The organism is Methanobrevibacter sp. V74 (assembly GCF_963082495.1).
Taxonomy (GTDB): domain Archaea; phylum Methanobacteriota; class Methanobacteria; order Methanobacteriales; family Methanobacteriaceae; genus Methanocatella.
In genome coordinates, this window is record NZ_CAUJAN010000001.1 from 192,795 (window position 1) to 211,331 (window position 18,537).

The 18,537-nt window shown below is 32.0% G+C and carries 14 protein-coding genes and 2 tRNA genes; 13 read left to right on the forward strand and 3 right to left on the reverse strand.

Going from position 1 to position 18,537, the window contains the following annotated elements; all coding sequences use genetic code 11:
* Window positions 1-35 precede the first annotated feature (35 nt).
* From Q9969_RS01095 to Q9969_RS01150, 12 genes are all read left to right on the forward strand, one after another.
* Window positions 36-587, forward strand: a complete 552-nt coding sequence (locus tag Q9969_RS01095; protein WP_305553507.1) for a hypothetical protein — start codon at window positions 36-38, stop codon at window positions 585-587.
* An 18-nt stretch (window positions 588-605) separates the two neighbouring features.
* Window positions 606-1,391, forward strand: a complete 786-nt coding sequence (locus tag Q9969_RS01100) for an energy-coupling factor transporter transmembrane component T (RefSeq protein WP_305554126.1) — start codon at window positions 606-608, stop codon at window positions 1,389-1,391.
* A 2-nt stretch (window positions 1,392-1,393) separates the two neighbouring features.
* On the forward strand, window positions 1,394-3,037 hold the full coding sequence (locus Q9969_RS01105; RefSeq protein WP_305553510.1) for an energy-coupling factor transporter ATPase: 1,644 nt from the start codon (window positions 1,394-1,396) through the stop codon (window positions 3,035-3,037).
* Window positions 3,030-4,757, forward strand: a complete 1,728-nt coding sequence (locus tag Q9969_RS01110; RefSeq protein ID WP_305553513.1) for an ABC transporter ATP-binding protein — start codon at window positions 3,030-3,032, stop codon at window positions 4,755-4,757. The genes Q9969_RS01105 and Q9969_RS01110 overlap by 8 nt, the downstream gene beginning before the upstream one ends.
* Window positions 4,757-6,481, forward strand: a complete 1,725-nt coding sequence (locus tag Q9969_RS01115; RefSeq protein ID WP_305553516.1) for an ABC transporter ATP-binding protein — start codon at window positions 4,757-4,759, stop codon at window positions 6,479-6,481. The genes Q9969_RS01110 and Q9969_RS01115 overlap by 1 nt, the downstream gene beginning before the upstream one ends.
* Before the next feature lie 255 nt (window positions 6,482-6,736).
* The gene (tgtA, locus tag Q9969_RS01120; RefSeq protein ID WP_305553520.1) at window positions 6,737-8,716 is read left to right on the forward strand and encodes a tRNA guanosine(15) transglycosylase TgtA; all 1,980 of its coding nucleotides are present in this window, start codon (window positions 6,737-6,739) and stop codon (window positions 8,714-8,716) included.
* 4 nt (window positions 8,717-8,720) lie between these two features.
* Complete coding sequence (locus Q9969_RS01125) at window positions 8,721-9,392, forward strand: class I SAM-dependent methyltransferase (protein WP_305553523.1); 672 nt, start codon at window positions 8,721-8,723, stop codon at window positions 9,390-9,392.
* A 76-nt stretch (window positions 9,393-9,468) separates the two neighbouring features.
* Window positions 9,469-9,542: transfer RNA gene (locus Q9969_RS01130), tRNA-Gly, on the forward strand.
* 9 nt (window positions 9,543-9,551) lie between these two features.
* Window positions 9,552-9,625, forward strand: a tRNA-Gly gene (locus Q9969_RS01135).
* A gap of 133 nt (window positions 9,626-9,758) precedes the next feature.
* On the forward strand, window positions 9,759-10,796 hold the full coding sequence (locus Q9969_RS01140) for a hydroxymethylglutaryl-CoA synthase (protein WP_305513269.1): 1,038 nt from the start codon (window positions 9,759-9,761) through the stop codon (window positions 10,794-10,796).
* Between the two features lie 12 nt (window positions 10,797-10,808).
* A complete protein-coding gene (locus tag Q9969_RS01145; protein ID WP_305553527.1) occupies window positions 10,809-11,966 on the forward strand; it encodes a thiolase domain-containing protein in 1,158 nt (385 codons plus the stop codon).
* Between the two features lie 24 nt (window positions 11,967-11,990).
* Window positions 11,991-12,914, forward strand: coding sequence for a DUF1848 domain-containing protein (locus Q9969_RS01150; protein WP_305553530.1), 924 nt, complete (start codon window positions 11,991-11,993; stop codon window positions 12,912-12,914).
* Between the two features lie 40 nt (window positions 12,915-12,954).
* Here the strand turns inward: Q9969_RS01150 and rhuM are convergent, their stop codons facing one another.
* Window positions 12,955-13,998 (reverse strand): RhuM family protein, encoded by a 1,044-nt coding sequence (gene rhuM, locus Q9969_RS01155; RefSeq protein ID WP_305513275.1) that lies wholly within the window; start codon window positions 13,996-13,998, stop codon window positions 12,955-12,957.
* Between the two features lie 758 nt (window positions 13,999-14,756).
* Between rhuM and ltrA the strand changes: the two genes are divergently transcribed.
* Window positions 14,757-16,262: a group II intron reverse transcriptase/maturase gene (ltrA, locus tag Q9969_RS01160; protein WP_305553534.1), complete on the forward strand. Its 1,506-nt coding sequence runs from the start codon at window positions 14,757-14,759 to the stop codon at window positions 16,260-16,262.
* 372 nt (window positions 16,263-16,634) lie between these two features.
* Here the strand turns inward: ltrA and Q9969_RS01165 are convergent, their stop codons facing one another.
* Together Q9969_RS01165 and cobQ are read right to left on the reverse strand one after the other, a co-directional pair.
* A complete protein-coding gene (locus Q9969_RS01165) occupies window positions 16,635-16,877 on the reverse strand; it encodes a hypothetical protein (RefSeq protein ID WP_305553537.1) in 243 nt (80 codons plus the stop codon).
* A gap of 97 nt (window positions 16,878-16,974) precedes the next feature.
* Entirely contained in the window at window positions 16,975-18,510 is a 1,536-nt protein-coding gene (gene cobQ / locus Q9969_RS01170) for a cobyric acid synthase CobQ (RefSeq protein ID WP_305553540.1), read from the reverse strand.
* Between the last annotated feature and the right edge of the window lie 27 nt (window positions 18,511-18,537).

The window sequence follows — 18,537 nt, forward strand, 5'->3', positions numbered from 1 at the left end:
TTTTTGGATAATTAATAAATATTTGGGGAAACATTATGAAAACTAAAAATTATGAACAAAATAATAAAAATAAGTTTTATTTTAGTAATAAAGAAATAGCTTTAATTTCTACTTTTTTAGTAATGTTGCTTATTGGGGAATGTGTTTGGTTTGCAGGGCCTATTATAGGTATTGTGTTTCATGGAATAGTTTGGGGAATAATCTTAACAATTGCTGCAATTATTATTAATAAGAAATACACGATTTTAGCATTGGGGGTAGCATATACATTAATTGATTTTACTTCAGCAAGTATGTATGGAGGAACACTTTCTGCACTTAATACTTTAGTAGGGGTTTTAATTTTAGAGTATTTCCTACAAATTACTAAAGATTATGGTTCTAATTTAAAGATGGATTTATTAGGGATAATATTATTTGCATTAGTTTCAAGATCGGTTTATGTTTTTATTATGACTTGCGTGTATGGTATGAATATTCCTTTTTACTTAGCAATATTTTCTTTTATACTGCCTCATTTATTCACTTTTCCAATTGGAACTTTGATTGGTTATAAAATGAGTAATAGAATAAAAAATGTAATATGAAAAGGAGTTGTTCTTATTATTGAATATGTTAAATCTAATTCGTTTGTACACAGACTGGATCCTCGTTCGAAGCTTTTATTTTCGTTTTGTATTTTAGGTGCTTCTGTTATAACATATTCAATGCCTTTTTTATTTTTGTTAATAGTTATTTCATTAATAATATGGAAATTATCAGATATTCCCATTAAAAATTTCAAGCCATTTTTTCTAATGATTTTTGTTATAGTGGTAATTGGAATAATCACTCAAGCAGTTTTTTTCACTGATAAACCAGGTTATAGTGGAACTAAAACAGTTATTTTTAATTTAATGCCGTGCAATATTCCATTTATTGGCTATTTGCCGGTTACTGTTGAAGGAATAAACTATGGTATTATTTTTTCAATGAGGATGGTTGCAATATTTATTCCCCCACTCATTCTTCCATTTACAACACATCCTAGTGAAATTATAATGATGTTGAGGAAATTTAGATTTCCGGAATGGATGATTTTGTTGTTTACAATGGCAATACGTTTTTTACCATTGACTATTCAAAATATTTCAATTACAAGAAACGCACAAAAAATTAGGAAAGATAAAATAAACTTACGTGACTTATTGTTACTTTTAGAATCAATTATAATCACATCACTTAGAACGGCTAAGCAAATGGCCTTAACATTGGATGTAAAATCTTTTGGGTATAGTGAAAAGAGAACATCAATGAAAAACATTAGCTTTAAGAAATTAGATTTTGTTTTTTCACTATTTTCAATTTCTATTTTTATTTTTTCAATAATGTTATATTGGGGAGGTTGGTGATAATGGAACCTATAATCGATGTTGAAAATTTGTCTTTTAAGTATTTTGGTTGTAATGATTTTGCTCTTAAAGACATTAATATAAAGATTGGAAAAGGTGAATTTATAGGCGTTATTGGTAAATCTGGAAGTGGAAAATCAACATTGCTTCATTGTTTAACAGGTATTATTCCTCATGAAATTAAAGGGGAAAAAACTGGATCGGTTATGATAAATAATTTAAACACTGATGAGCATGGAATATCTGAAATAACTAATCAATTAGGGATAGTTTTTCAAAATCCAGAAATTCAACTTTTTAATATTTCTGTTGAAGATGAATTAGCTTTTATTTGTGAAAATTTAGCATATCCTATTGATGAAATTAAAAAATCCGTTGATTTTGCATTGGATACAATTGGGATTCGCCATTTAAAAGATGAATATCCGTTTAATTTATCGGGTGGTGAAAAACAAAAGGTCGCTATTGCTTCAGTATTGACTGTACGTCCAAAAATATTAGTTTTAGATGAACCTACTTCTGAATTGGATGCAAAAGGAAAAGAAACAGTATTTAAAACATTAAAAAAGCTTAAAAATGATGGGATGACGATTATATTAGTTGATCATAACTTGGATGGGTCTTATAAATTAGCCGATAAATTAATTTTATTGGATGACGGCAAAATTGAGATGTTTGGAGAAACTGAAAATATTTTAAAATCTCCCATGATTGAATCATTAGGTTTAAGACTTCCACAACAAGTTCAAATGGGTTTAAAACTAAAATTAGATGGCATGTTAATGGATATAGAAAATATGGCAAGGCTATTGGATGAGAAAATAATAAATAAGGAATTTTCTATTAAATACTTAAATTTAGTCAATAATTCTAATGTTGAAAATACCATAAAAATTGAAAATTTGTCTTTTAAAAGAGATAATCATGTTATTTTAAAGAATATTGATCTTGAAATTAAAAAAGGTGATTTCATAGCTTTAATTGGAAAAAATGGTTCGGGTAAAACAACTTTAGCTTTGATTATAATGGGCATTCTAAAAAAAAATAAGGGGGTTGTAAATGTTTTTGGAGAAACTAATGGCGACATTAAAAAAATCAGGAAAAAAGTCGGATTTTTATTTCAAAATCCCGAACATCAACTATTTTGTAATACTGTGACTGAAGAGATAAAATACGGGCTTGAAAATGATATTGATATGAATAAGATAATGGAGAATATGAATCTTAAGAGATTGAAGGATAATCATCCGTTAACTTTAAGTAGGGGCGAAAGACAAAGAGTAGCAACAGCCACGGCAATTTCTAATAATCCTGAAATTTTAATAATTGATGAACCTACAACAGGTCAGGATTGGAATAATATAAAATCATTTATGAATATTTTAAAAGAATTAAACGATAATGGCAAAACTATTCTAATAATAACTCATGATATGAGAGTTGTTGGCGAATATTGTAAAAAAGTTATTTTGATGGATGATGGTGAAATATTGTTTAATTTAGAGACACGTGAAGCATTTGAGAAATTAAGCGCTTTTGAAAATTATGATATAAAACCTTCGATTATTGCAGATATAAGTATTAAATCCGGCATTAGTCCTCCTTTGTTGAATATAAATGAATTAATTGGTGATGATAATGTTTAGAGATTTATTAAAACTTGCGAATAAACGTAGAAATAAACTAATATTTGCATCATTTTTACATGTGTTGTCTTCCGGGATTTCAATTATTCCCTTTTTCATAATTTATTTAATAATATTGGTTTTTTTCCAAAATTCAATAGATTTTAAATATCTTACAGCTATTTTAATAGCCATACCATTGGTTTATGTTTTGGAATTTTTTATAATGATGTTTGCTTATAATGTTTCCCATAGGGCAGCTTATGAAATTATTTATGAGGTTCGGCTTGATTTAGCTAATCATTTAATTTCATTACCTCTTAGTAATTTTAAAGAAAAACGCACTGGGGATTTTGAAACGGTTTTAAATGAAAATTCGGAAATCTTGGAACTTTTTTTAGCCCATCATCTTCCTGAAATGATTAGTACAATTTTTGTTCCTTTTTTCACAGCATTGTTTTTATTTTATATTGATTGGAAAATGGCATTAGTTTGTTTATGTCCAATTGTTTTAGCTTTTATACCAATAATTTCTCAACTTAACTCTTTAAATGATATGATTAATAATCATTTAAAAACACAATCACATATGAATTCAACAATTTTGGAATATGTGATGGGTATAAAAGTTATTAAAGTTTTTAATAGGTCAAAAGACTCATTTGATAAGTATAAGGGAGCTATTTTAAAATGGAAAAATAGTATGAGAATATGGTCAACTCAAAGAGCATTATCTTTTACTTTATATCAGGCATTTATCGGTTCTACTTTGTTATTCATTATTCCATTTGGGGTTTATTTTTATATTGATGGAACGTTGATTCTAGAATCATTTATATTTTTCATGATAATGGGACCAATTTTTGGTAATCAGTTCATGAGAATATATGAGTTTATTAGGCATAATATGGAGGAACGGGAGTCTTTAAATAGGATTAATCAAGTGTTATCTCTTAAACCAGTTAAAGATTGTGGAACAATTGCATTGGAAGATATTAGATGCATAGAGTTTCAGGATATTTCCTTTTCTTATGATGGTGAAATCAATGCTTTAAAAAATTTAAATCTTTTATTTGAAGGAGGTAGAAAATATGCATTAGTTGGACCTTCGGGATCAGGCAAAACCACAATTATTAGGCTTATTCTTAGATTTTGGGATGATTATAATGGTAAAATAAAAATTAATGGTATTGATATAAAAGAAGTCTCATTAGAAGAATTATTGTCATTTATTTCAATTGTTTTTCAAGATAATTTTTTGTTTAATGACACAATTTTTGAAAATATTAAAATTGGAAATCCTAATGCTAGTTTGGAAGAGATTATACAAGTTTCTAAAGAAACATACTGTCATGATTTTATAAAAAATCTTCCTAATGGCTATGACACAGTTGTTGGAGAAGATGGTTCTAAATTAAGTAGTGGTGAAAAACAAAGAATTGCTATTGCTAGGGCAATTTTAAAAGATGCTCCTTTAATAATTTTAGATGAATTTACCGGATTTGTAGATGCTGAAAATGAATATTTGATACAAAAGGCGTTAAATAAACTCACAAAAAATAAGACAGTAATAATAATTGCGCATAAATTGTCTACAATACGAAATGTAGATCATATCTTTGTTCTTAATGAGGGGGAGCTTGTTGAAGAAGGCAATCATAATCAGTTAATTCATTTAGATGGGATTTATAAAAAATTATGGAGTATTCATAGTTCAGCTGATAATTGGAAGGTGAGATAATGATTAGGGATCTTTATTCTCTTTTTGGAAAGAACAAATATAAAGTTAAAAAATCTTTGTTATTTTTGTTATTGCATAGTTTTATTAGTATTGTTCCTCTTTTCATAATATTTTTGTTTATACTGGAATTTTTTAAAAGCAGTATAAGTATATCCAATTTAATTTATTTCACAGTCTTTTTAGCCGGAACTTATATTGTATTTAATAGTTTAGAGCACCATATTTATTTATATTTTATGAATTTGGGGTTGGATATTTCCTATGACTTACGTTTAGATATTGGTAAAAAATTAACAGAATTACATTTGGGATTTTTTAATATTAGTACATTAGGTGAGATAAACACAATAATAAGTGAATATGTATCTAAGGTTGAATATTTTGTTACATACACTGCCCCATTTATGGTTTCTTCAATAATTACTGTTGTTTTACTCAGCATGATTTTTTTCATATTGGATTGGAGGATTGCTATTTGTTCGTCTATGGTTTTTCCATTATCTTATTTGTCATTTAAACATTCCGATAAGGTTTCTAAGATTGTTGTTAAAAATAGGGAAAAATCTTTGATTAAATATAATTCTGCGATTGTGGAGTTTATTAGGGGAATAAATATAATAAAAATTTATAATTTAAATTCAAAACAGTTTAAAAAGTTTCATTTAGCTACAAAAGATTTTAGGGACAAAAATATTGAAAATGTTAAAGCTACAATGATTCCAAACATTTTTGTCCTATTTTTTGCAAGTATTAGTGTAATAATTTTATTTCCAATCGGAATCTATTTGTATATAACTAAATCAATAAGTCTTTTTAAAATAATATTTTTCTTTATTGCAACACCCAGTATATCATCGGCTATGACTGATTGTCTTTTTGGATATATTCATCTTAAAAATCATGTCGGATATGGAGTTAAATGTATTAATAATTTAATGGATGAAAAAATCATTTCAGAAAATAAAAATGAAGTAAAATTGAATAATTATGATATTATAATTTCTGAGGTTACTTTTGCTTATGAAAACGAAAAAGTTTTAAATAATATTAGTTTTAAATGCAACGAAAAGACTTTAACTGCACTAGTTGGACCTTCAGGTTCTGGAAAAACAACTATGATAAATTTAATTTTAAGATTTTGGGATGTTCAGGAAGGTTCAATAGTTATTGGAGGTTATGATATAAGGGAAATGCCTTTAAAACAATTATCAGATATAATTTCAATTGTTTTTCAAGATGTTTTTCTTTTTGATGCATCTCTTAAAGATAATATTAAAATGGCTAAAAAAAATGCAACCGATGAAGAGATTATTAAAGCATCTAAAGATGCAATGTGTCATGAGTTTATAGAAAAATTGCCTAATGGTTATGATACAATCGTTGGGGAGAATGGTTCTAAATTAAGTGAAGGTGAAAAACAAAGAATTTCTATTGCTCGAGCAATTTTAAAGGATTCTCCAATAATAATATTGGATGAACCTACTTCTTCATTAGATGCTGAAAATGAGTATTTAATTCAAAAAGCTATTGAAAAGATGATTAAATCAAAAACTGTTATAATGATAGCTCATAGACTCCATACCATAAGTTCTGCAGATCAAATAATATTTTTAAAAAAAGGAGAAATTTTTGAAAAAGGAACTCACAATGATTTAATGGATAAAAAAGGGCATTATTATAATTTTTGGAATATTCAAGAAAAAGTAAGGGAATGGAAATTTTAAAAAATATTATTTCTTCCAAGCATTGAATAAAGATTTTTTTAAGAAAAAACTGAATAAATTAACAAAAAAATACTGAAAATTAATAAAACAAAGAAAAAAACTAAATTGCAGAATCATGGGGATTCTCCTTAAATTAAATTTTGCAGATTAGCTATTTTTTTATAAAGGATTTACATTTTTTAAGTCTTTTATGAGCAAGATTTATATAATTTCTAATTTAAATCTTATTTTAACAAATAGAATATGGTTGAATAAATGTTTGAGATTAAAGCAAAAGATGGAAAAGGCCGTGTAGGTGTTTTAAAAACCAAACATGGTGATGTAAAAACTCCTGCATTAATGCCTGTTATTCATCCTCGAAAACAAGCACTTGATGTTGGTAAATATGGTGCGGATATCGTAATTACTAATGCGTATTTAATTTATAAAGACCATGAATTAAAACAGAAGGCAATTGAGGAAGGTCTTCATAGATTGATTAATTTTGACGGTCCAATAATGACTGATTCGGGTTCGTTTCAATTATCTGTTTATGGGGATGTTGAAATAACGAATAGGGAAGTCATTGAATTTCAAGAATTAATTAAAACTGACATTGGAACAAGTTTAGATATTCCAACCGCTCCATTTGTGGAAAGGGAAAAAGCAGAAAGGGATATGGAAATCACTCTTGAAAGGGCTCGTGAAGCGGTTGAGTTTAAAAAAGAGAATAATATTGAAATACTTTTAAACTCTGTTGTTCAAGGATCGACCTTTCTGGATTTAAGACGTGAATGTGCAAAAGAACTGTCAGCATTAAATGCAGATTTATATCCGATTGGGGCTGTAGTGCCTTTGATGGAATCATATCACTACAAAGATCTTGTAGATGTTGTAATGAATTCCATGAAGGAGCTATCCGACACTGTTCCTCGTCATTTAATGGGAGCGGGGCACCCGATGATTTTTGCATTATGTGTGGCTATGGGCTGCGATTTGTTTGATTCGGCAGCTTATATATTATATGCAGAGGATGATAGATTATTGACAAACAGGGGAACATTCAAATTGGAAAACTTACAGGAAATGCCCTGTTCTTGTGAAGTATGTACTAAATACACTCCAGATGATTTAAGGGCAATGCCCAAGGATAAAAGACGGGATTTAATAGCGCAGCATAATTTGCATGTTTCATTTGCAGAAATTAGATTAATCAGACAGGCAATTTATGATGGAAACTTAATGGAACTTGTTGAAGAGAGATGCAGAGCTCATCCTGCACTTCTTGAAGCTCAAAGGCAGCTTGGAAACTATACTGGGGATTTGGAAAAATACGAACCGAGAAGCAAGAAATCAGCATTTTTCTACACCGGTCCGGAATCTCTCTGCAGACCTGAAGTCTTGAGGCATATGCAAAAGTTACGTCAAATGCCTAAAAAACGTGATTTGGTAATATTGCCTCCAACAAGAAAGCCTTATTCTAAATTCATCTCAGGAAAACTTGGGGAGTTCTATATCTATGGATCTGAACAGGATTTGGATTTAGATGATTCTGATTTCATGGTTTTGGATATTCCATTTGGATTGGTACCTCTTGAAATTGATGAGGTATATCCCTTAAGCCAAAATGATGCTCCTAAAACTCGTGATGTAGACAGTATTGAATTTATTGAAGATTTTATAAATGAATTTGTTGAATATTATGATCAGGTTTTAATACATTCAAGAATCATTAAGGACTTGGAAATAGGCCTGTATAATAAATGCACTTCCTCAGATGAGATAAGATATAAAAAAGATGATGTTAAAAAGATTAAAGCTATTGCAGATTATCAATTTGGTGTTGGAGCAGGTGATGTGCTATTTACAGGCAATATCAACATAGAAAAAAGCAAAAAAACAGGCAAAATCCGACATATCTATGATGGAAAAGTGTTAATTGTAAATATGAGGGCATCTGATTCTTATTTGATTTTATCAAAAGAAGGTGCAAAAAGACTTCACAATGGTATTCCTTATCCGAAAAATAGGGTAGTTGTAAATAAAGACGCGGAACCATTTGCACTTGACGGAAAAAGCGTATTCTGCAAATTTGTAGTTGAATGTGATGAGAATATCCGCTCTAAAGATGAAGTTTTAATTGTCAATGAGGAGGATAAATTACTTGCTTATGGAAAAGCACTACTTGGAGCATGCGAAATAGAACAATTCGAAACCGGCCAAGCAATCAAAACCCGTAAAGGAATGAAACAGTGATATTATGAATGATAATGATAATAATGTGAATACTGGACGTCATGTTGAAAATAAGGAATTAATTAAAAATGCCAGAAACCCTGTTGGCGAATTGGGTCATCAAATACTTGATAGGATGAATAAATCCCATGAATCAATGGCGCAATGGGGAGTAACTCATTTTGATGTTAAGGAAGATTCAAAAATCTTGGACATTGGATGCGGAGGTGGAAGAAATCTTGAAAGATTTGCCGCACTGGTGTCTGGCGAAGGCAGAGTTGTTGGAATTGATTACTCCGAAGTAAGCGTTGAAAAATCCATTGCATTGAATAAGGAAGCTATTGACAATGGAATTGTCAACGTGTTAAAAGAATCAGTTTCTGACATGCCATTTTATGATGAAACCTTTGATATTGTAACTGGTTTTGAGACTATATACTTCTGGCCGGATGTTATCAATGATTTAAAGGAAGTTAATAGAGTTTTGAAGAAAGGAGGTTTAGTATTTTTCTGTAATGAAGCGGTCTATAGGGAAGGCGAAATGGAAAAATATGATGATTTGGTAGAATTGCTTGACATGAAGATATATTCCGAAGACGTTTTAAGGGAATCTCTTGAAAGGACAGGGTTTAAGGATTTCAAAGCATTTGTAAATGAAGAAAATGATTGGATTTGCATTACTGCAATAAAAATCTAATTTCTTTATTTTTTTAGATTATAACGAAACCTTTATATATCATTAAAACATAAGTTTATTTGTTGTTAGTTTTCATGCGGTGTTAGTCCAGCCTGGTTAAGACTCTAGCCTGCCACGTTAGAGACCCGGGTTCAAATCCCGGACGCCGCATTTTTATATGCAGTTGTGGTATAGTCTGGTTATTACTTGGGCCTTCCAAGCCTACAACCCGGGTTCGAATCCCGGCAACTGCATTTGGATTATGATTTTTTTTTAAAGTTCTTACATTGTTTAATTAATACTTATTTTTTAGTTACTTTTATATAATAATAGGAATATAATATTTATAATTAAATTAATTTTTAAGATTATAATTAAGGTGATTTAATGGTAGGAATAGTAGGATATGGGGCACATGTGCCATCATATAGAATAAAGGTAGAAGAAATTGCTAAAGTATGGGGGGATGACCCTATAGCTTTATCAAATGGTTTAATTGTTAATGAAAAATCTGTTCCTTCTCCTGATGAAGACACTGCAACTATTGCAGTAACTGCTGCAAGATATGCACTTGCAAGAGCTCAAATTGATCCGTCAAAAATCGGGGCTGTTTATGTTGGTTCCGAATCACATCCATATGCGGTAAAACCAACTGCTTCCATTGTTGCTGAAGCAGTTTGTGCGACTCCAAAATTGACTGCCGCTGATTTAGAATTTGCTTGTAAAGCTGGAACTGCAGGCATTCAAATGTCAATGGGATTAGTTAAATCCGGTATGGTTGACTATGCATTAGCTATTGGAGCAGATACTTCACAAGGGGCTCCGGGTGATGCTTTGGAATACACCGCATCTGCTGGTGGAGCCGCTTATATTGTCGGTGAAAAAGACACAATTGCTGATATTAATCATACCTGTAGTTATACAACAGATACTCCTGATTTTTACAGAAGGGAAGGTCAAGATTATCCATCTCACGGTGGACGTTTTACAGGAGAACCTGCTTACTTTAAACATGTTTTAAGTGCAGCAAAAATGTTATTTGATGAAACTGACTCAAAACCTGAAGATTATGATTATGCATGTTTCCACCAACCTAACGGTAAATTTTACTTGAGGGCGGGTAAAAAATTAGGATTCGGTTCAGAACAAATTAAACAAGGATTATTAACTCCTAATATTGGAAATACTTATTCTGGTGCTGTACCATTAGCTTTATCTAATATTTTAGACGTGGCTGAACCTGGAGATAACATATTTGTCATTTCATATGGATCCGGTGCTGGAAGTGATGGTTTTACAATAACTGTCAAAGATGAAATTGTTGAAAGAAGAGAATTAGCTCCAAAAACAGAAGATATCATCAGTAAAAAAACCTATGTTGATTATGCTGTATATGCTAAATTCAAAGGTAAAATTAAAATGTAAGGGGGCTTAAATATGAGAGATGTTGCGATTATAGGAGTTTCACAAACAAAATTCGGTGAATTATGGGATTCATCATTTAGAGATTTAATTGCTGAAGCAGGTGTAAAAGCGTTAGTAGATGCTGAAATAGATGGTGCAGACATTGAAGCAATGTTTGTTGGTAACATGTCATCTGGACTTTTTGTACAACAGGAACACATTGCTGCTCTTATCTCTGATCATGTTGGTCTTAATCCAGTTCCAACAACAAGAGTTGAAGCTGCCTGTGCATCAGGAGGTCTTGCATTAAGACAAGGTATTATGGCTGTTGCATCAGGATTCCATGATGTGGTAATTTCTGCAGGTGTGGAAAAAATGACAGATGTCGTTGATGCTACTCCGGCTATTGCCACCGCATCTGATCAGGAATGGGAAGCACAGCAAGGTGCTACTTTCCCATCATTATATGCAATGATTGCAAAAAGACATATGTACGAATACGGAACCACTCGTGAACAGCTGGCACAATTTTCTGTAGTGAACCATAAAAATGCATCTAAAAATCCAAATGCACAATTCCCCTTTGAAGTAAGTGTTGATAAAGTGATTAACTCAACAATGGTTGCAGATCCATTAACACTCTTGGACTGTTCTCCTGTAAGTGACGGAGCAGCAGCAATTGTAATGGTTCCTGCTGAAGATGCTAAAAAATATAGTGATACTCCAATTTATGTAAAAGCTTCCGCACAAGCTTCTGGAACCTTAACTTTACATGACAGAAAAGATTTAACTACCATTGAATCTACTAAAGTTGCATCCAGAAAGGCTTATGAAATGGCAGGGGTTACTCAAAAAGACATTGACTTGACTGAAGTACATGACTGTTTCTCAATCAATGGGCTTTTGGCTGTAGAAGATTTAGGATTTGCCGAAAAAGGTAAAGGTGGAGTGGCTATTGAAGAAGGACAGACTGAAATTGATGGTGATTTCCCTATCAACACATCAGGCGGTCTTAAGGCACGTGGACACCCATTAGGCGCCACAGGCATTGCTCAAGCTGCCGAAGTCATATGGCAACTTAGGGGAGAAGCCGGTAAACGTCAGGTGGATGGTGCGGAAATCGGTATGACTCACAACATTGGAGGTACTGGCGGTACTGCAGCTGTACACATTTTCGGAAGAGATTTATAAATCTCTTAAATTTTTATTTTTTTCATGATAATTAACACAGGTTCCAGAACCGATATTCCCGCTTTTTTTAGTAAATGGTTTTATAACAGGATTAGTGAAGGATTTGTTTGCACCCGCAATCCTTATAATGATGACATTTATAAATATCCGCTGGATCCTAAAATAATTGACTGCTTATGCTTTTGCAGTAAAAATCCAAAACCTATGCTTAATGATTTGGATAATCTTGATGATTTCAATCAGTTCTGGTTTGTAACTATTAATCCTTATGATAAAGACGTTGAAGTTAATGTCCCTAATTTTAAAAATGTTATTAAATCTTTTAAAAGGTTATCGGACTATTTGGGAATTAATAATGTGTCTTGGAGATATGATCCTATTTTTATTTCAGAAAAATATGATTTAGATTTTCATATTGAAATGTTCACTAAAATTGCACATGAACTTAGAGGTTACACTACTGACTGCACAATCAGTTTCATTGATTTGTATCGGAAGGTTTTAAGAAATTTTCCAGATGCGGTGGATGTTGCAACTGAAGAGAGATTAATTATTGGCAGTGAATTTTCAAAAGTTGCGAATGACTGCAATATTAAGATGAAAACTTGTGTTGAAGGAACTCTTCTAGATAAATTTGGTTTTGATTCAAGTGGATGTATGACTCAAAATGTGATTGAGAAAGCTATTGGTAAAAATTTAAAAATCCCTAAAGGAAAATATAGGATCCGTGAATGTGATTGTATATTTGGGAGGGATATTGGAGCATACAATACCTGCCTTCATGGATGCAAGTATTGTTATGCAACCGTAAATCCAAAACGGGCTCAGAAGAACTATAAGCTACATAACTCATGCTCTCCACTTTTGATTGGCAATATTAAGGATAGTGATATTGTGAAAGAAGTTAGGGAGCCAAGTTATATAGATACTCAACAAAAACTACTTTAAATGCTCTTTTTTTAAACATGCTCAATTAAATATGCATTATTTATTTTCCCTCTAGTCGTTTTATATCTAAAATCATTTGATCAAAGTCAGAAATGAAGTTCTTATCTTGTACAACTCGGAATTTTTCATATTTTTCAAGAACATGTTCTCTGGCTTCTTCGGCAGAGATTTTACCTTTGTCAACTAGGATTGGCAGCCTTCGAAGTTTAAGGTAATCATCCAGCAGTTCCTTCCAATCCTTCATGCCCATTGGGATTCTATCTTCTGCACGTGATTCAGCTAAATTTAAAAAACCTTCTACTAAACTGTTTAATCTAGATAATTCCTTCTGATTTAGATAATTTTTTGATATGACTACATCACTTTGGAGTATTTTTCCATTTGGTGCTTTTTTCCAAGTTGTCAATCCCATATGCGTTTTTTCAATATCGCTTCGTGTTTCTATGATTTCAGCAGCAGTATGGTTGCTTATTGCATATATCAGTTTGTTCTGCACTGTAGCAAAGAATTCTTTTGTGATATCTGCATTTTTGTCATAATCAAAACTTGTTGCATAAATGTCAGTGATTTTTTGATTGAATCTTCTCTCTGAAGCCCTTATCTCACGAATTGTTTCTAATAATTCATCAAAATAGTCTTCTGTAAATCTTCCACCTTTTTTCAGAAGTTCTTTATCTATGACAAATCCTTTTACCATATATTCCTTTAAAATTTTATTGGCCCAACGACGAAACTGGGTTGCTTCTTTACTGTTGATTCTATATCCTATTGATATGATTGCATCAAGATTATACCATTTTTGGGGCCTACCTCGATTATTTGATTTTTTTAAGGATTTCTTAATAAAATCAGAATTATCTTTAAAAAGGTCTTTAGAAGATATGCTTACTTCTTTTTCATTTAGCTCACCTTCCTGAATGATATTTGAGAAATGCATTGAAATATTGGCGGAAGTTGTTCCAAATATTTCTGCTATGACTTTTTGACTTGACCATAATGTTTCGTTACCAATTATGAATTCAGCTTCTATATCGTTCTGTTCACTTTTGTATAATAACTTTTCAATAAGTTTGAATTCTGGCATACATGTCCTCCTTGGTTTAATTTAAAAATTATATGATTGGTTTTATATATGTTAATTATAATTATATCCCTTTTTGTAAGAGCATTTGATAAGTAAGTGCGACGGGATAGGGTCTCCTTTTTCCCTACTCTTGTATCAGTGAGACACTTCTTGTATGAAGTTGTTTTAATCCCTGTTGTGTTGGGATTTCCTCCTGTGAAATTCTTAGCTTGGTAACGAGCCTAAGAAGTTGCATGAGCAAAATGTCTAATGAAACACTAGTATCCAGTGTTGTCAGGGCTAGAGGAAGAATAAGAATGGTTAATTAAAGTGAACGAATGCAAGCATCGTGACAAATGACGATAGGTAGGATACAAAGCACTATAAAGAGTGCTACTATCGATTGCAATTAGGAAATAAGTACTTTACTTATGCTTATAACGCACAACCCGTAGAATTGCCGGTGTAAAGTTCGGACCTTACCTTATTCGTATCTGATGGGAGATTAACCCGGTAAGCCATTTGAAGTCCTAAAAGAAGACTCTTTTTTTTTAGGTAAGCGGATTGCGAATGAAGTGGAATTCTTCAGGTGGTAGAGGATTTTGAAAAAAGCGAAAGCCGTTAATTATCGAAAGATAGCAGGAAAACAGGGAAATTATTAACTGTGAACGGATACCTGCCCTTTTGTGGTAGGCATGGAAACATGGCTAACTTTCAAAGAGTAGACAACGTGTAAATAAAACTATTAATGTTTGTTTGTTAAAAGGATGGTGATAAAGTTGAGTTATGCTCAAAACAACATTGTTTTAGAGTCCACAACATCATACGCTACGCTATGGTCTGATACTGATTGGAAGAAGACCTATAAGTATGTAAATAAACAAAGATTTAGGATATTTCGTGCCGAAAGTGAAGGTGATAGTCGAAAAGTTAGAGATTTACAGCGAATGTTAGTTCGTAGCCCTGCCGCATTAAAAGTAGCAATTAAAAGGGTTACACAGACAAATAAAGGTAAAAGAACTCCTGGTGTGGATAGATATCTTGCATTAAGCGATGCTGAACGAGGAAAATTGTTTATTAAGATAATAAATAGAAATATAAACAAACATAACCCCAAGCCTGTGTATAGGACTCAAATTCCGAAAAGTAATGGTAAAACTCGTTCTCTTGGTATTCCTACCATTATTGACAGAGTTTATCAGGAATTACTTCGTTTAGTCTTGGAGCCGCAATGGGAAGCTCGTTTTGAACCTATAAGTTATGGTTTTAGGCCTGCAAGACGAGTTCATGATGCAATGGAAAGAATTTTCCATGACATACATTATCGCAGATTCAATTATGTATTCGAGGGCGATTTCAAGGCATGCTTCGATACATTAAGCCATGAATTCATCATGGAACAATTAAAAGGATTTCCGTATGTCGGATTGGTTGAAAAGTTTCTTAAAGCTGGATATGTGGAAAATGGAGAATTTTTCTCCACCAATCAAGGAACTCCACAAGGAGGGTTGTTATCGCCATTGCTAGCAAATATTGCCTTACATGGATTAGAAAACTGTTTAAATATTTCATATTATGAATACCATAGCAGTAAAGGTTATATGACTTTTATTACTCGTGGAAAATATCGGGTTGTGAGGTATGCCGATGATTTTCTTATATTTGCAAGAAATAAGGAAGATATAGAAGCAATACCTAACATTCTTAAAGAATATTTGGATAGGAGAGGTTTAATCCTCTCTGAAGACAAAACTTGTTTCACAACCATCTTTAAAGGATTTGATTTCCTAGGTTTTAATGTTAAAATCGAAAGAGATAATAAATGCATTATTAAACCATCAAAAGACTCTGTTAAAAAGGCTAAAGCCAAAATTAAAGATATCTTCGAATATGCTAAGGGACAGAATGTGGAATATCTCATTGATAAGTTAAACCCAGTGCTTGATGGCATTGCAGAATTTTGGAAACCTATGGCTTCTTCTAAAGCATTTTCAAATCTTGACAATTATATTTGGAAGAAAAATTGGAAATTCCTAAATCATCTTCATCCTAATAAAAGTTCTGGTTGGATAGTTAATAAATATTTCCCCAGACCTGAGAAAGATGATGAACATCAAGATAAATGGATTTTAACTGACTCAAATACAGGTAAACAGTTGAATAAAATGTCATGGACTAATATTGAAAGGCATACAATGATTAAACATAACTATTCGCCTTTGGACAAAAGCAAATATGATTACTTTTACAAAAGAAGACTATCGACTGCAAATATTTTCAGATAAAGGTCTATTTGAGCCGTATGTATCGAAAGATACACGTACGGTTCTCGAGAGGGTGCGGATGAGTAATCATCCAATCCTATCTAACTATTTGTTCGATATATAAATAAATTCCAAAAAGTAATGGATAACTCTTATACTTTTAGGCATTGTTTGTTCGTATTATATGGAACAAGATTTGAATTTGAGGTAGATAATTTCTATACTTTTATGCAAACAGCAACATGAAACTGGTTAAAAAGAATCAGAAGTTGCATAATCCAAATTCTCCACTTTTAATTGGGGAGGTTAAAGATAGTGATTTTGTAAAGGAGATTTCTGAGCCTAGCTTTATTGATACTCAACAAAAATTAATATAAAAAAAGCAAAGCAGGATTATTCCGCGGTAACTTCAATAGTAAAAGTCATTGCTTCAAGAGTTTCGGTTTGACCAGATTTAATGGAGTAAATAGGTGAACCGTGTAAAATTAGATTATTGTTAACTTCTCTGATTTTGTTATCTTTTACTTCTTGCATGTGTGTTCCTTCATAAAAGAAACCTGCATTTGAGTCGCCTTCTAATTCGTATGAAATAACTTCGCCACTATTTTTGTTAGTTGCATTAATTTTTAAAATCATAGTTTTAATCTCCAATTTTTGATAGTTATTATTATGTTTGTTAATGTTTTTAAATAATGCGGTTTAAATTTAATAATAATGTATCAAATTCCGGATTTTACTCTTTTTTTGCAAATACTAAGTTATCAATAATGTCCATATCTAAATTTTCTTCAACAATTTCGGCCAATCTATTTAGGGAATAGTCCTTTTGCGTTTCATATGGATCTTCACCATATTTGGCTTCAAGACCTTTTTTAACCCGGATATAATTTAAAAACTCTCTTCTGAAATTGTAATTGTGGAATATTCCATGGAAATATGTTGCAAAGACATTGTCGTTAGATGCCCCATCGATTTTTCCGTTATCATTATTTCCCTGACCTTTTTCAATATTTAAAAGTGGTGTGGAATTTAAAAGTTTGCTGGTTCCTTCATGGATTTCATAGCCCCTTACCTCTTCGCCTACAATGTTTTTAAATATTTCACCTGCAAGTCCGTTGATGTCTTGAGGTATTGTTGCAATTGACTGTGTAACGATTTTTCCAGCTCTTGAAAAGCTTGATTCAATATCTAGGAGACTTAATCCATTTATTGTCCCATGACTGGACTCACGTTTATCTTCATCATTAATTACATTACCCAATATTTGCAGGCCGCCGCAAATTCCGATAATGGGAATTTCAGCTGATTTTTCAATTATTCTATCTGCAAGGCCGCTTTCACGAAGTGCATGCATATCCTCTGTTGAATTACGAGTACCTGGAATTAAAATAGCGTCAACATCTCCAATATCATCATTAATGCCAATCATTTTAAGGGAAACATCATCTTCATACTCAAACGGGTCGATGTCTGTGAAATTAGCTATTTTCGGAAGCCTTATTACTCCAATGGTAATTTCCCGATTCTCTGCAAATTCATGGGTTGTTAGGGATGCCGAATCCTCTTCTGGCAATTTTAAAGTTTCGTCATAGGGCAATACTCCTAAAACGGGTTCGCCAGTTATCTCTTCAATTCTATCAAGGCCAGGTTTTAGGATATCGAGGTTTCCTCTGAACTTATTGATTACGGTTGCTTTTAGGCGGGACCTGTCATAATCATCAAGCAATACATAAGTTCCGGCAATGGCTGCAAAAACCCCTCCCATTTCAATATCTGCTATCAATATTACATTTGCATCAGCGAGGTGGGCTATTTCCATATTGGCTATATCTTGATCTCGCATATTAATTTCAGCAGGAGAACCGGCACCTTCAATGATTATAATGTCATATTCGTCTGATAAAATCTTAAAACTTTCTTTTATTGCATTAAGTGCCGTGTCATGGTATTTATGCTGGTAGTCATAAAAGTTCATATCTCCAACGGATTTTCCCTGAATTATTACATTTGAAGTGAAATCTCCTTTTGGTTTTAATAAAACCGGATTCATATGTATACTTGGTTCAATCATTGCCGCTTCCGCTTGTAGCATTTGTGCTATGCCTATTTCTCCATTTTCTTTTGTGGTGTATGAGTTTAAAGACATATTTTGGGACTTGAAAGGTGCTACTTTATATCCTCTGTTTTTATAAATTCTACATAATGCTGCTACAAGCATACTTTTTCCGGCATTTGATGATGTTCCTTGAACCATGATACAGTTTGTCATGCATTAATATATTGAGTTGATATTATA